General features: G+C 54.5%; 10 protein-coding genes. 4 read left to right on the forward strand and 6 right to left on the reverse strand.

All coding sequences use genetic code 11. The annotated features are described in order from the left end of the window. Positions 1–61: 61 nt before the first annotated feature. The 3 genes from IGS16_RS19050 to IGS16_RS19060 form a co-directional block, all read right to left on the reverse strand. Positions 62–1426 (reverse strand): S8 family serine peptidase, encoded by a 1365-nt coding sequence (locus IGS16_RS19050; protein WP_297088165.1) that lies wholly within the window; start codon positions 1424–1426, stop codon positions 62–64. Positions 1427–1698: 272 nt separating this feature from the next. Further along, the gene (locus IGS16_RS19055) at positions 1699–2964 is read right to left on the reverse strand and encodes a bifunctional 2-polyprenyl-6-hydroxyphenol methylase/3-demethylubiquinol 3-O-methyltransferase UbiG (protein ID WP_297088166.1); all 1266 of its coding nucleotides are present in this window, start codon (positions 2962–2964) and stop codon (positions 1699–1701) included. 507 nt (positions 2965–3471) lie between these two features. Continuing rightward, on the reverse strand, positions 3472–3882 hold the full coding sequence (locus tag IGS16_RS19060) for a hypothetical protein (protein WP_297088168.1): 411 nt from the start codon (positions 3880–3882) through the stop codon (positions 3472–3474). 373 nt (positions 3883–4255) lie between these two features. Between IGS16_RS19060 and IGS16_RS19065 the strand changes: the two genes are divergently transcribed. After that, entirely contained in the window at positions 4256–4996 is a 741-nt protein-coding gene (locus IGS16_RS19065) for a response regulator transcription factor (RefSeq protein WP_297088170.1), read from the forward strand. Here IGS16_RS19065 and IGS16_RS19070 read toward each other — a convergent pair. The 3 genes from IGS16_RS19070 to IGS16_RS19080 are packed head-to-tail and all read right to left on the reverse strand — an operon-like array spanning position 4956 to position 9131. After that, positions 4956–6314: a hypothetical protein gene (locus IGS16_RS19070; RefSeq protein WP_297088172.1), complete on the reverse strand. Its 1359-nt coding sequence runs from the start codon at positions 6312–6314 to the stop codon at positions 4956–4958. The two genes, IGS16_RS19065 and IGS16_RS19070, sit on opposite strands and share 41 nt — an antisense overlap. After that, positions 6302–7624: a sigma-54 dependent transcriptional regulator gene (locus IGS16_RS19075; protein ID WP_297088175.1), complete on the reverse strand. Its 1323-nt coding sequence runs from the start codon at positions 7622–7624 to the stop codon at positions 6302–6304. Before IGS16_RS19075 ends, IGS16_RS19070 begins: the two co-directional genes overlap by 13 nt. After that, entirely contained in the window at positions 7602–9131 is a 1530-nt protein-coding gene (locus IGS16_RS19080; protein WP_297088176.1) for an ATP-binding protein, read from the reverse strand. The genes IGS16_RS19075 and IGS16_RS19080 overlap by 23 nt, the downstream gene beginning before the upstream one ends. A gap of 318 nt (positions 9132–9449) precedes the next feature. Here IGS16_RS19080 and IGS16_RS19085 point away from each other — a divergent pair, with 318 nt between their 5' ends. From IGS16_RS19085 to IGS16_RS19095, 3 genes are all read left to right on the forward strand, one after another. Next, positions 9450–12068, forward strand: a complete 2619-nt coding sequence (locus IGS16_RS19085; protein WP_297088178.1) for a PAS domain S-box protein — start codon at positions 9450–9452, stop codon at positions 12066–12068. Positions 12069–12423: 355 nt separating this feature from the next. Then, the gene (locus tag IGS16_RS19090) at positions 12424–13215 is read left to right on the forward strand and encodes a YoaK family protein (protein ID WP_297088180.1); all 792 of its coding nucleotides are present in this window, start codon (positions 12424–12426) and stop codon (positions 13213–13215) included. A gap of 259 nt (positions 13216–13474) precedes the next feature. Further along, positions 13475–14158: a hypothetical protein gene (locus IGS16_RS19095; RefSeq protein WP_297088182.1), complete on the forward strand. Its 684-nt coding sequence runs from the start codon at positions 13475–13477 to the stop codon at positions 14156–14158. Positions 14159–14285: the final 127 nt, after the last annotated feature.

Below are 14285 nucleotides of genomic sequence, written 5' to 3' on the forward strand. Positions count from 1 at the left end.
TTCTTCTCTCTTCGTTCTTCTCTCTTCGTTCTTCTCTCTTCGTTCTTCTCTCTTCCCTCACTCAATCCGGCGCTTGCGCCAGGCCACTGCCCACGTCCCGCGACGGCAGCGACAAACGCCAGGCCCGCTGAGTCAATTGGGCCCACAGTTCCCGGCCGCGTGCGCCTGTGGCTTCGGCGTGGAGGGCGGCCAGTCCGGCGACGTGGGGCGTGGCCATGCTGGTGCCGCTGATGGTGTTGTAGCGGGTGGGCATGGGCCAGCTAGAATATACGTCTACGCCGGGAGCCGCCAAGTCGATCTGCCCACCGTTGCGGTTGATGCCGCCGTTGGAGAAGGGGGCCATCTTTAGGTTGGGGCGCAGAGCGGCGATCGCCATGATCGAGGGGCAATTGGCCGGATGGCTGACAGGGACAATCACGCCAAACTGCCGAAAGCTGTCATTACCCGCCGCCGCAATGATCAAACTGCCGCGCCGCAGGGCCCGCCGACCCACATTTTCGTATACCGCAGAATGGCTCTGACCAGGCAGCACCATTGCCCCCAGCGACATGGAGATAATCTGACATCCACTGGCGATCGCCCAATTAATGCCCGCCAAAATGCCGCCGTCTGCGCCGCTGCCCTCATTGCTCAGTACCTTGCCTGCATAGATTTCGGAATTATAGGCAACGCCGTAGCGCGGCAAAATCTCGGGCAGCTTCGATCCGCAGGCCGTGCCGATGCAGTGCGTCCCGTGGCCGTTGCCGTCCTGCACCTCTTCGCCCTCAATAAAGGACTTGCTAGACACCGCCCGCCCCACAAAATCGGGATGGGTCAGATCAAAGCCCGTATCCAGCACGGCAACCTTTAGCCCCAACCCGCTATATTGCGAGGTGCTGGCTTTCGTGACGTCCAGCCCCCAGGTGATGGAGCCATCGGCAACGGCCCCGCCGCGACCCAGCACCGACTCTGCCTCCTGCTCCTGCGGCAGCAGCCGATCCACTAGATGGTTCACTGCATCCCGATAGCCCTTGAGGTAGTCCACAGGGATAGTCATGATTTCCTGGTTTGTAAATCGGGGTACAGCCGGCAAAGAGGCATCGGGGTCTGGCTCCTCAATGGCCCGCACGACTCGCTCTGGCTCTACCGCAATCACCGCGCCACCGCGCATCGTCGCCGCATTCAGCGCTTGCGCCTGACCCGGCTCCATCGTCACAACTGCCACTCCCAATTCGTCGAAGACCAGCGAATCTTCGCTGGCTAGCTGTTCGCCGCTGGGAGAATGGTCGCGAAAGTCCGCAGAATGGGCAAAATGGCGAATCCCCGCCGAATCGTCCATTGTACGGAGTCCGTCATCAATATTGTCGGTATCCAGCAGGACGAGATACCTGCCAGTGGTTTCGGGCTGTCCTGACGAGGAATAGGGGCTGTTTCCGGATGTCGTCATAGGGTTGATGTCTCATGTCACAGCTACCTTGAAGTCTACGCCGCTAGGTTTGAGGATTTCGGAGGGCTCCGGATCTTCTTAACGATTCATGGAGGCGGGCGGAATTGCCGAATCATGGCTAAGTTATTGCCAAATCATTGATACAGCGTTTTTGAAGCTAGTGAGGCACACGGATGGTCAATAAGCCCTTGCCTCGTGAGGGCAGCATGTGCCTCACCCCGCAAGAAAATGCTGTATTCCCCGATATTCCCTTGATATTCCCCAATATTCCCTTAGTCATGAGGTTCGACCATGACATACAGGTCTGGTAGAAGCATTTCCAATAGGTCGCTGACGGCTTCTAGCGCATTATCCAGGGAAATTGGAGACAGCGTGCAGGGATGTAGCGGGTGGAGATGTTGCCAAAGTTGGGCGATCGCCTCTACTGTATGGGGTCTATCCCACAAGGGCAACAGGCAGGCCGCAAGGCGGCTGTCGAGAAGAATTGGCTTTGCACCTAAAATCGGCAAATGTGGCTCTAGCGCAAAGGGGCGATTGTGAGCTATGCAGTCTTCTAGATCTGCTCGCGCTGTCGCTGTTTGCAACTGAGGATGGAGAAAGATGCGATCGCTCAGCTTGAGACCAGGAAGACACCAGTGAAATGGCAGTGGGCCCGCTGGCTGGGTTTCTGTATGAGTACACCAAAAATCGAGCAGCCGATGGATGGGATGAATCAGCTCATAGAGCTGCAACTGTTTTTCATAGGAAAACTGGGGCAACGTGAATCCAATCCATGCTGGCATCTCTTCTAAGGAGCCAAATAAGAGCGGCAGATTCCACTGTTGCCAGTTCACCATGTCTACAAGCCGCAAACCCACCGAGTTCAGCAGGGCAAAGAGTTCAGGAATGGTGTAGCCTTTATCACCTTGCAGCAGGTAGTTCATCCGAATCATTTGGTCGCTCACCTGCCCACTGGCATCAGGAGTCCAGGTTTTTTCTTTGAGGTCTACCCAGTCTGGCATTGCCGTCATCACCTCCCGCACCAAATTCGTCTCTGTGGCTCCGGCCTTTTCATGAAACACGCCCAGGAGAGACAACATCTGCTGTGCCCGATAAAAGTGTTGCCGCTGAATTGCGCTGTGCAAGTTGGCTCGCAGGATGCCACAAGGCTTGAGCATCCTCTTCATGACGCGCAGAGCGGCAGCAGGGTCAGGTAAGATATAAAGAACCTCGTCGCAGTTAATATAATCGAACTGCATTTCCAGGGTTGGCAGTTCTTCGACAGACAGGACGTGGAACTCAACTGGCAGGTGTTGAGCTTGGGCGAGGCGCTCCCGGGCCATCGTAATCGAAGTAGGCGATACGTCTACCCCAATGACTTTTGCTCCTGGATTGGCGATCGCCAATCGCAGCGACGTATATCCACTGCCACAGCCCACATCCAAAATCACCTTATCTTGCAAAGACACGACCCGACGATGCAGCAGATAGTAGGGCGTAGTGAGGTTGTGTTGATAGAGTGTCACAGCGTCTAGCTGAACAGGTTGATCAACCGGCATTTCTGGATAGGGAGCGGCTTCATACTGCTGAAGCAAAGCACTTATTTGTTCTTGAAGCGGCGCTTTCTGGTTCGAGGGTACCATCTCGCTCGGCTTCTGAGGCTGTAATGGGTCTGTCTGTTTCATGGGTCTGTCTGTTTCATGGGTTGCACTTTGGAGTTGTCTACGGGTTTGCCAGAAGCCTGCAAGACCGGAGAAGCATTCATATCCACAAGTATCCTACTCCCCTGAAATTAATGAAGTTCAATTGCAGATTGTCTCGTCAAGCAGCACTCAGCACCTATCTAGTGGAGATCTCTGGTGTAGATAAGACTGACGTAGGTAAAGATGGTCTATTTACTTGCTAAAAGCTGAGTCACGAAGCTGAGTATGGCGGAAGCTGCCATACTCAGCATGAAAAGTTCGCTTCCAATGTGTTTCTCAACGAGACTTGGGTAAGACTAGCAACCATTTAGCGATTGCTTTACTTACTTCATTCCGCTTGCAACTGGAGTCATTAAGACTCGTTTAGAAGGCACGGGGTGATGTTGTGCCTTTGGGCGGTCGTGGAACGATGCCCTTGGGTCGCGAAGGAGTCGTGCCTTTGGGAGGTGGCGCAACTGTGCCCTTGGGACGCGAAGGAGTCGTGCCCTTGGGGGGTGGCGCAACTGTGCCCTTGGGACGCGAAGGAGTCGTGCCTTTAGGAGGTGGCGCAACTGTGCCCTTGGGCCGCGAAGGAGTCGTGCCTCTGGGGGGTGGCGCAACTGTGCCCTTGGGCCGCGAAGGGGTCGTGCCCTTGGGCAAGATCGTTCCTCCTTTAGGCTGTTTTACCTGAGCGTAGTCAGTACTGGCTTCGACTGCCGCAGAACCGCGACTCAGTTGTCGGACTGTGGCAGCCGCAGACTCTGAGAACAGCGATGCCAAAACAAAGGTGAGCATTACGCTTGCTCCCCAGCGAAGCATCAGAATCATGCTAGATCGACTCATGCTGATTATCCTCATGTTGTCGAGAAGGACACGCCGGTTCCGAGCGGTTGTCTAGCTGGGAAAGTGATGGCTTCCCCTAGGCTAGACCCGTTGAAAGTCGGCAAGGTAGCATCCGGTGGCTACCTAGTTGCCCTTGTGCAAAATTCATGCCAGTTGAGATTTGGAGTTGGCACGAAATTTGCACTGATGTCTACAGGCGCAGCTATTTGTGGGGCTATTTGCCCTGTTTGCAGCCTGTGCAGCCTGAAAGAAATTGCCCAAAATCCAGGAAATCTGCCGCAAGTGCGTAAGTCCTGCCAAAGTTTGAGATCTAGGAACGAAGACTATGACTCGTGTATTAATTGCAGAGGATGAGCCACGAATTGCTGCCTTTTTGGAACAGGGATTTCGGGCTGATGGCTTTTTGACGGCGATCGCCTCTGATGGACAAACCACCTGCGAAATGATTGCCAGCCGGGAGTTTGACCTGCTGATTTTAGATTTGGGGTTGCCCAAAAAAGATGGCTGGACCGTGCTGGAGGAACTGCGCGGGCAGGGCGAACAATTGCCCATTATTCTCCTCGCCGCTAGCGGCAGCGTGCAGGATATTGTTGCTGGGCTGGAAAGCGGTGCAGATGACTGTGTTGCTAAGCCCTTTCACTTCGAGGAATTGCTGGCCCGTGTTCGCTTGCGCCTGCGCCATGCCCGTGCCGCTCAGAACACCGAGATAGTATTGCAAGTCGGTGACGTTGAGCTAGATTTGCAATCCCACCAACTCCAAGTGGGCGATCGCCAGATCGAACTGTCGGCCCGCGAATTTGTCTTAGCACAAACGTTTCTGCGACACCCAGGACGAGTGCTAAGTCACGAGCATTTACTCAAGCATGTCTGGGGGTATGACTATGACCCTGGCTCTAATATCGTCAATGTCTATATCGGTTATCTGCGAAAAAAGATGGGCAACGGATATATTCAAACCGTTCGCGGTACGGGCTACCGTTTTCAGCCCCAGCACATGCCCATGCAAAATCCAAAGTTCTACTGGCTCAAGGAGTTGTCGTCAGCTTCCGTCGTTGGGCGGCATTAGCAATCCCAAGCTGAGTGCGGTATTTGGCCACAGTGCGGCGAGCAATTGCCAGCCCAAACCGTAGCTTTAGCAGGTGGACAAGCTGGGCATCGCTGTAAGGTTTGTGGGGCGGTTCTGCCTGGATCAATTCCTGGATAACCTGCTGGATTTGCTGGGGAGTGCGCCCGCCAACGACCGCTGCTGGGCACAGACACGAGAGCGGCAAAATTTGCCGAGGCGATATGTTGAGCAGCAAATAGCGATCGCGCACAATTCGACTGACCGTTGCGTCTGACAGGCTTACCGCTTGGGCCACGAGCTGCTGGGACGTAGGCAATAGGTCGAGCGGATTGCGGCTGCGGAGAAAAGCTTGCTGGCGATCGCAAAGGAACTGGCCGACCTTTAGCAGGTTTTCTTGCCACTGGCTGAGGGCAGTGAGCAAACTCTGGGCTTGTTGGAATAGGGCTTCTAGCTGCTGGCGCTTTGCGGGGGGTAGGGGAGTGTCCAGCAGGGCGATCGCCTCGGCATTCAGCCCAAACCGCGACTCTACGGCCCGCACCAGAGTAACCTCCCACAGTTCGTCAGTCGCACCACCTGCTGGCTGAACGGTCAGATCGGGCACTACAGTTGCAACTGGTGCATAGCTAAAATTTCGCCCCGGTCGCGGCTCTAGCGCCTGGATTCTGCGGACGGCCGCCTGCAATTCAGACATAGAAATTGAGGCAAATTCCGGCGCATCGTGTCTTAGGGTATGCAGCAGTGGTTGCAGACCCGCCGATGTCGCCAGTCCTGTGGCCAGTTCATCCAAATAGTTGCGGATAATATGCGTGATCAAAGAGTCCGTCGGGTCGCTCTGAAGCAGGAGACATTCCCGCAGCGATCGCGCTCCCACGCCTGGTGGGTCAAGGGACTGCAACACGGGTACCATTGCCGCCAACTCTAGCGGAGTCCAAGACGTTCCCCTAGCCCAGACATCAGGGGATTCTTCTAAATAACCGGACGGCGCAATCCACGGCAGCAGGGTTCGCAGCTTTTGCTGTTGTGATACAGGTAGAACCGAAATTTGGGACTCTAGGTGATCCTGTAGGGTTTCTGGCGTAGCGATGGGTTCGTACCAATCAGGAGAGATATCGCCTAAAAGGGTTTCTGCCGATCGCCCGCCGAGTTGGGCATCGATGAGAAATGGATTCCGCAATGCCTCGGATTGGAGTCGATGCAGCACCCGCCGATAATCAAGGGGCAGCAGTTGCACAAGTTGCCGCAAACTGGGATACAGAACGGGCTGGAGCTTAACCTGGAGGTGCAGCGCGGGTTTGGAAGAGACGCTCAGAGGTTCCACTGCTCTCGCTTTTGATGGAAGGCTTCAAGGCTGAGACCGAGCGCTTCGTGAGCGCAGTAAGGGTATAGCGTCAAAGCGCGTCGGATAAGGTCTTGCTCAAGTTGGGCGATCGCATTTTCCAAGTTCAGATCGGGCTTTGGCATCTGGCCAAAGGAGAGATGATCAGGCAGCAAAATTCGCCCTCCAGATAGAATGACAGCACGTTCTAGCGTGTTTTGTAGCTCTCGCACATTGCCCGGCCAGGCGTGAGACTGAAGTTTCTGAAACGCGGCTTCTGATATGCTGAGTTTTGGGAAATTGTGCTGAATGGCGAGCCGCTTGAGGAAATGTTGGGTGAGCAGATCCAAATCTTCTAGGCGATCGCGCAGGGGAGGCAAATCAATCCGCAGCACATTGAGCCGATAGTACAAGTCCTCTCGAAACTGCTGACGCTGCACCATCGTTTCCAGATTGCGATTGGTCGCTGCCAAAATGCGAACATCGACTGTACGAGTTTGATTGCTGCCGAGCCGTTCAAATGATCGGTCTTGTAGCACCCGCAGCAGTTTTGCTTGAATGCCGAGACTCAGTTCTCCAATCTCATCCAGGAAAATGGTGCCCCCATTAGCCTGCTCAAACCGTCCGATGCGGAGATGGTCGGCCCCAGTAAACGCACCCTTTTCATGGCCGAACAGTTCTGCTTCTAGCAAATGTTCGGGTAGGGCAGCACAGTTGACCTTGACCAGTGGGCTACGGCTGCGGCGGCTGTTGCTGTGCAGCATTTGAGCCACCAATTCTTTGCCAGTACCTGATTCGCCTAAAATCAGCACGGTAGCGTCGGTTTGGGACACGCGGCCGATGAGCTTAAACACCTCTGCCATCGCAGCAGACTGCCCCAATAATTCCTCTGTGTCGAGGTCTTGCAGGATGTTAGTTTGGCTAACCGACACCGATGTTTGGGCATGGGCGAGGGCCTTTTCGGTCAAACTCAGAAGGGTTTTTAGCGGAAAGGGCTTGGTGATGTAGTCATAGGCTCCGAGCTGCATGGCCTCTATGGCGGTACGTCCTGTGCCGTAGGCAGTCATCACAATCACAGGCAACTCTAGCAGTTGTGAACCGAGGGTCTTGAGTACCGTCATGCCTTGGGTGCGGGGCATTTTTAGGTCGAGAAAGACTAGGTCGGGGCGATCGCCCGCTTCACAGGCTTGAATGAGTTTCAGCCCCTGGCTGCCGTCGGATGCCTCTAAGGTTTCATGTCCCTCATCACGCAAGATTTGCACCATTGCCTGACGCATGGCCTTCTCATCATCAATGATCAGAATTTTTGCCATTTCGCCCTCGTTTTGCTAGCTCTAGACCACTTATGCCAGGTTTAGGCTGTTTGGGAAGATACGCGCTGAACCGCGTGCAGCCAGGGCGAGATTGTAGATCGATATAGCCGCCGTGTTGCACGACAATTTCATGACTAATGGATAATCCAAGCCCGGTTCCATCAGGTTTGGTCGATACGAAGGGATTAAAAATCTGCTCCTTCAGTTCGGGAGGCACCCCCTTCCCTGCATCTTCGACCCAGGCCACGAGATAATCGCCCTCCTCCTCCACTCCCACCGTGATGGTTTGCCCCGCTCGGCTCGCCTGAATGGCATTGAGAATGAGATTCACCATCATTTGATTGAGGCTGCGACAGCGCAGTGGAATTGGCAGGAGCGATCGCCCCGGTGGTTGATAGACCAACTCGATGCCTTGCTGTTGAGCCTCTAGACGGAGCAGAGAAACGGCCTCCTGCACAATTTTTTCTAGAGATTCTGGAACCCATGCCTCATCCTGCTGGCGTTTGTCAAAATACAGCAATTGTCGCACCAGTGCCTCTAGGCGATCGATTTGCTCGGTGAGATGGTCGATCGACAAAACATTACCCTGTCGCTGGGCCTGGCGAGCCAAATATTCTAAATTCAGCCGCAAACTTGCTAGCGGGTTCCGCACCTCGTGGGCAACCCCTGCCACCAGTTGTCCCAAAGAGGCCAAGCGCTCAACGCGCTGGAGGCGGTTTTCCAGTTCTCGTCGCCGCTGGTGCATGGAGGTGATAGCTGCGCCAACCTGCCCCATCTCCATCGTTAGCGGCACAATTTCATCGGCTCGCCCTTCTTCGATTTCCTTGATGCCGTGCTGGAGCGATCGCACGCCATGACGCAACTGCACCAGAATCAGCAGCGTCCATGCAACGGCCACCAGCATTAAACACACCAACAACAGGGTTAGGAGCCGAGACTGCCGATCCTGAGACTGGGGAATCCGCTTCATTGTCCAGACCGCGCCGCGAAAGGGCAGCGGCTCCGCCCGCAAGATTACGATGTCAATTCCTGCGTGCAGCACCTTCTCTTGGGGCACGCGCAGCGCTGTAGTTTGCTGCACCAAGTCTAAGATAATTCCTCGCTCAGTCGGTGGTACATCCCGCTTGGGCACTTTCCCCCCGTGGGTTGGAAAGGCATAGCCCAGGAGTTGATCGACTTGGTGCAAATAAAAGCCGCCCTCGACGCGCGGGAAATCTGCCAAAGCCTGACTCGACTGCTGCCAGAGAATGTCGTCTTCTGGCTTGCCAAATGTGTGAGAATCAACCAAGTCGGACTCCAAAAATTTTTGGATGAGCAGCGCATTCGCCTGAGAAAGTTCGGCCTGGGTGCGAGCTGCGAGGGTGCTTTCACGGCGATGATAAACCTCTGCTAATAGACCCATCGCAGCCCCACCCAACCCAACAAACACCATCAGCAGCAAAGTCAACTGCCGCTGAAGCGTCAGCCGTGGAAAAAAAGCAGTCCAATCTCTCTGAAGTTTTGTCATCAAGGATTAGCATTACCGTAGAACTCTACTATTTAGATGGGCTGTTTAGCGGTTGGCAGGTGTTGGCGAGGTAATAGAGATAGGGCACTCTGGATCAGGATTCAGTCGGGGTGTAGCCCAATGCCTGTTAGGGGCGATCGCCCGTGGGACGGCATTTGCAGTTTCCCCAGCCCCCAACTGCTTTATAGATTAGCCTTTTTAGATTAGCGTTTTCCCACATGGCGTTTACCTGGGTGTTGTGAAGTGGTGCCCCGTCAACCCCCACCTCAATTGGCTTGCATGATATGGACTCGGCCCCTCTTCTTGCTCTAGAAACTCATGATTGAACCTGCTGGTTTCGGTTTGCCCCTGCCCGAAGACTGCTTTCGCCAGCTTTTTGAGCGCTCTGCCGATGCAATTTTGCTGATTGATGGCGATGTATTTATTGACTGCAATCCAGCGGCGATCGCCCTGCTGGGCTGCACTGACAAAGCGCAAGTGCAATCGCTGCATCCGGCCATGCTTTCGCCCGCGGTGCAGCCCGACGGACGACCCTCGTTTGAAACGGCAAATGAGATGATGGCGATCGCCATGCGGCGGGGCAGTCACCGATTTGAATGGATGCACCACCGCATGAATGGGGAAGACTTGTGGGTAGAGGTATTGCTGACGGCGATCGAGTGGCAGGGGCGCACCATTCTGCACGCAACGTGGCGAGATATTGGCGATCGCCTCCAGCTAGAGGCTCAGCGTCAGGAGGTCGAGAAGGCATTGCAACGAAGTGAACAGCGGATGCGGCTGGCGCTCAAGGCAGCGCAAACGGGCATCTGGGAATGGAATATTGCAACGGATCATCTGGAACACTTCAGCGACGAAGCGAAGCATCTGTTTGGACTGACGGATGACACCTTCGATGGCACTTGGGCGACCTGTGCGAAGGCGATCCACCCAGAAGACGTGAGGCGGATTGAACAGGCAATCGAATCGGCGATCGCCGGCACAACCGCCTATGCTGCGGACTATCGAGTGATCTGGCCCGATGGCTCCATTCACTGGCTGGCGGGTCGGGGCGATGTCCTGTGGAGCGAAGACGGCAAGCCCCTGACAATGGTGGGCACGGTGCAAGACATCACGCCGCGCAAGGAAGCAGAAGAGGCCCGCCGCCGCAGCGAGGAGCGCTTTCAGGCGTTTATGGATCACAGCCCGACCGCCGCCTGGATGGTCAGCTATGAGGGGCAAATGCTCTACATCAACCAAACCTATTTGAAAATGTTCACCCTGCCCACGCCGGACGTGGTGGGCAAGTCGCTATTTGATCTATACCCCAAAGAGGTCGCGGCAGAATTTTTGCACAACGTTCAAACCGTCATTCACAACCGTCGTCTGCTGGCCACGATCGAGCCGATTCCGCTGCCGGATGGCACGATTGGCGATTCGCTGGTCTACAAATTTCCCATGTCGGACGGGTCGGGACAGCAGGTGGTGGGTGGCATTGCCATCGACATCACCGATCGCAAGCGGGCAGAAGAGGCGATTCAGGACTATGCCGATCGCCAAACCCTGCTGAACCAGCTTGCCCACCAGATCCGCAATTCTCTCAACCTGGACACGGTACTTGAAACCACAATTCAGGCCGTGCGAAACCTTCTGGAAATCGACTATTGCGGCTTTTGCTGGGTGCTGCCCGAGACCGATACGCCGCACTGGGAGATTGTGCAAGAAGCCAAAAACGACCACGCGCCCAGCCTGCTGGGTGAGTATCCCCTGCGGCTGGTTGGCGACAATGTGGTGCAGCAGTTGATCCAGCAGCAGATGGTTTGGGTAGACGACACGGCCCAGTGCAGCGACCCGGTTTTTCAAGCGCTGCTGATGGAATCGGGGGTGCAGTCGGTGGTGTTGATGCCGCTGCGGACGCATTCTCAGCGAATCGGCTGTCTGATTGGCGACCACTTTCAGCAGGTGCGCCCGTGGACCGAGCGAGAGCGCGATTTGCTGCAATCGGTGGCCACCCAACTGGCGATCGCCATTGACCAGGCCGAACTCTACGCCCAGAGCCGCGCCCAGAGCGAGGAACTGCAACACGCGCTGCAAGAGCTTCAGCGCACCCAGGCGCAGATGGTGCAAAGCGAAAAAATGTCGAGCCTGGGGCAACTGGTGGCCGGCATTGCCCATGAAATCAACAACCCAGTGAACTTCATCCACGGCAACCTGGCCCATGCCCGCAACTATGTGCAGGATTTGCTGGCTCTCATGGATCTGTATCAGCAGGAATATCTTGAACCCACGCCCAAAATTGCCCACTATGCCGAAGAGATCGATCTGGAGTTTCTGCGCGAAGATTTACCCAAACTGCTTGCCTCAATGCGAGTGGGTACCGAGCGGATTCACGAAATCGTGCGATCGCTCCGCATTTTCTCCCGGCTAGACGAAGCGGAATCCAAGCCTGTAGACATCCACGATGGCATCGACAGCACGCTGATGATCTTGCACAACCGCCTGAAGGCACGCCCTGGCCGCGAAGAGATTCGGGTGATCAAGGAATACGGCTCGCTGCCGCCCGTCGAGTGCTATGCAGGTCAACTGAATCAGGTGTTTATGAACATCCTGTCGAACGCCATCGACGCACTAGAAGAACGCGACCAGCAGCGGTCGATCGCCGACCAGCAGGCTGAACCCAGCACCATTTGCATCAAAACCCAGGTCATGCCCGATCATCAAGTCAGCATCCACATCATCGACAACGGCACAGGAATGCTGCCCAGCGTCAGGCAGCGCATCTTTGACCCATTTTTCACCACCAAGTCCGTCGGCAAAGGCACCGGCATGGGCATGTCCATCAGCTATCAAATCGTCACCGAAAAGCACGGCGGCACCCTGGAATGCCTCTCAGAACCAGGAAAGGGCACCGAGTTTGTGATTCAAATCCCAATCTCCAAGGCGATCGCAGAACTCTCCTAACCCATTCTTCCCTCTTCGTTCTTCGTTCTTCGTTCTTTGTTCTTCGTTCTTCCCTCTTCCCCCTCCCCTCCCACCCCGTCCACCTCGTTCGCCCCAAACTGTATCAAAAAACACAAAACACCCTCCCCCTTGGGGATAATATGCTACGCGCAAGGGGGTTTCCAAGGCTGACTAGGTTTAGGGACACGAGTTGCTGATCTCTGCTGTTGGCGATCCAGCAATCCATTGTTCGTGCTTCGCTGTTATTTATCTGGGCGCGGGGGCAAAGCTCTTGCGCTCCTGTGTTGTTCAATAATCTCTGAAATAGACTTGCAATAGACCCCTGCAATCACTGTTACTAGGAGCACTGGCGTTCATGGTTGCGACTTCGAGGGCAGACGGTGAAACGTTTCGATTCAGTTCATTTTTGCTCAGCGACGGGCCCGCAGGGTTTCTGCTGAGTTGGGTGGCAGGGTTTGTGGATACTTCAGCATTCATCATTCTGTTTGGCATTTTCACCGCCCATGTCACAGGCAACATTGCGCTGGCGGGGTCGTCCTTTGTGGCATCGGACGAAGGCAGCACGGTGACGCGGCTACTCATGCTGCCTATCTTTATGCTGACGGTGGCCATCACGTCGCTAGTCGCTCGGTTTGCGCGGGGCAGGAAGTGGCCGGTGTTTGCGGTGCTGCTGACCCTAGAGGCGATCGCCCTGGCGGTGTTTCTCGTCGTGGCGACCAGCCTCTCCCCCTCTCTGCTTGTAGACGTGCAGGAAGATCTAATTTTCCCCATCGCGATGACCGGCGTGGTGGCAATGGCGATTCAAAACGCGCTGATGAAAGAAGCCAAAGGCGTATTCAAGAGCTACATCCCAACTACCGTGATGACAGGCAATACTACACAGATCACCATCGATATCGTGCAGTACATCGTAGGTAAGCTAACGATGCACAGAAACCCTCAGGCCCGCCAGGAGGTTGCCGAAGCGGTTGAGCGGATGGGCCGCGTTTTTCCCGTCATCCTGGGGTTTGCGCTGGGCGGCGCGTCGGCGGTTTATTTTGTCATGGTTTCCGAAACTTGGTGGAGTTTAATCATTCCGCTGATTATCATTTCTGTGATGGCGATCGCCGCCTTCAAAGAACATGCCCAAGCCTCTTCCCCTGCCTAGTCTAAACTTGCACCATCTAAACCTGAACTCTCTTTGGATCACTTTCTCGCATTTACGGATACACACAGCTTCATACACTGGTGTAATGCTGATGGGTGAAGAAGAGTGTTTTCCATCACCAGCACAATGTTGATTAAAGCTGATTTAGTTTAAAGCTGATTGACTTAAAGCTGATTGACTTAAAGTTAACTGACTTCAAGTTGATTGACATCGAAAAACTAAATCAGCCTGATTCTCTCAAACAAGAAGGACATATCCGATGAGACGTGCGTTTCTGTCTTTAGTAGTTTCCCTAATCATGGGGTTGAACCTTTTATTGGGAACTGCTGCCCATGCCTTTCCGATTTCCCAGTTTTCCATTTCTGATTTATTAAAAGCGTTTCCGGGTCTAACGCAGACCAGCGATTTGGATTTGACCGAGTCGCAAAAAGAGCTTCTGCAACAGCTCAATGAGGAAGTTCTCCCTCAACTTGCTGCTGTTTTGCGCCCCGACCAGATTGATCAGTTTGCCGCCGAAATTGCAGGCGGCGACAGTCTCCGCAAGGCATTCAAGTCACTAACCTTGACACCAGAACAAAAGTCTGAGCTTGCCAGCCTGATCAAGGGCCTGCCCAAGAGCGACTTCTTTGCCACCCTGACCCCAGAGCAGCGCACCGAGTTTTTCATGCGAAAGAAGGGGCTATTCAAGCCATCTATTGAAGAGATCACTGAAAAGATCAAATTTGGTCTGAAGAAGAAGGAGATGTTTGCTCCGACTGCTGAAGAAATTGCCGAGAAAGTGAAGGCAAAAGGCATCACACCCGGCAAGGATGGCGTTGCACCGACGGCAGACGAAATTGCCGAAAAAATCAAGATTGGTCTGAAGAAAAAAGAAGAATTTGCACCTTCTCTAGAGACGATTACTGAGAAGATTAAGCAGAAGATCGAGACAGTTTCCGAGTAATTCTTCTCTGATTTGTTTCTTCAAACTTTATTGGGGCTGTATGGCTTGGGATTTTCTGCCACACGGCCCTTTGCTTTGGTTGCGTTTTGATGCACCGTGATGAATTCGCTGCGCTCCTATATTCACT

Origin of the sequence: Thermoleptolyngbya sp. C42_A2020_037, assembly GCF_015272455.1 — a bacterium.
Classification (GTDB): Bacteria; Cyanobacteriota; Cyanobacteriia; order Elainellales; family Elainellaceae; genus Thermoleptolyngbya.

Coding starts and splice junctions, on each gene's coding strand:
- IGS16_RS19095 (WP_297088182.1), top strand. CDS start 13,475: ATGAGACGTGCGTTTCTGTCTTTAGTAGTTTCCCTAATCATGGGGTTG.
- IGS16_RS19055 (WP_297088166.1), bottom strand. CDS start 2,964: ATGCCGGTTGATCAACCTGTTCAGCTAGACGCTGTGACACTCTATCAA.
- IGS16_RS19090 (WP_297088180.1), top strand. CDS start 12,424: ATGGTTGCGACTTCGAGGGCAGACGGTGAAACGTTTCGATTCAGTTCA.
- IGS16_RS19060 (WP_297088168.1), bottom strand. CDS start 3,882: ATGCTCACCTTTGTTTTGGCATCGCTGTTCTCAGAGTCTGCGGCTGCC.
- IGS16_RS19065 (WP_297088170.1), top strand. CDS start 4,256: ATGACTCGTGTATTAATTGCAGAGGATGAGCCACGAATTGCTGCCTTT.
- IGS16_RS19075 (WP_297088175.1), bottom strand. CDS start 7,624: ATGGCAAAAATTCTGATCATTGATGATGAGAAGGCCATGCGTCAGGCA.
- IGS16_RS19050 (WP_297088165.1), bottom strand. CDS start 1,426: ATGACGACATCCGGAAACAGCCCCTATTCCTCGTCAGGACAGCCCGAA.
- IGS16_RS19080 (WP_297088176.1), bottom strand. CDS start 9,131: ATGACAAAACTTCAGAGAGATTGGACTGCTTTTTTTCCACGGCTGACG.
- IGS16_RS19085 (WP_297088178.1), top strand. CDS start 9,450: ATGATTGAACCTGCTGGTTTCGGTTTGCCCCTGCCCGAAGACTGCTTT.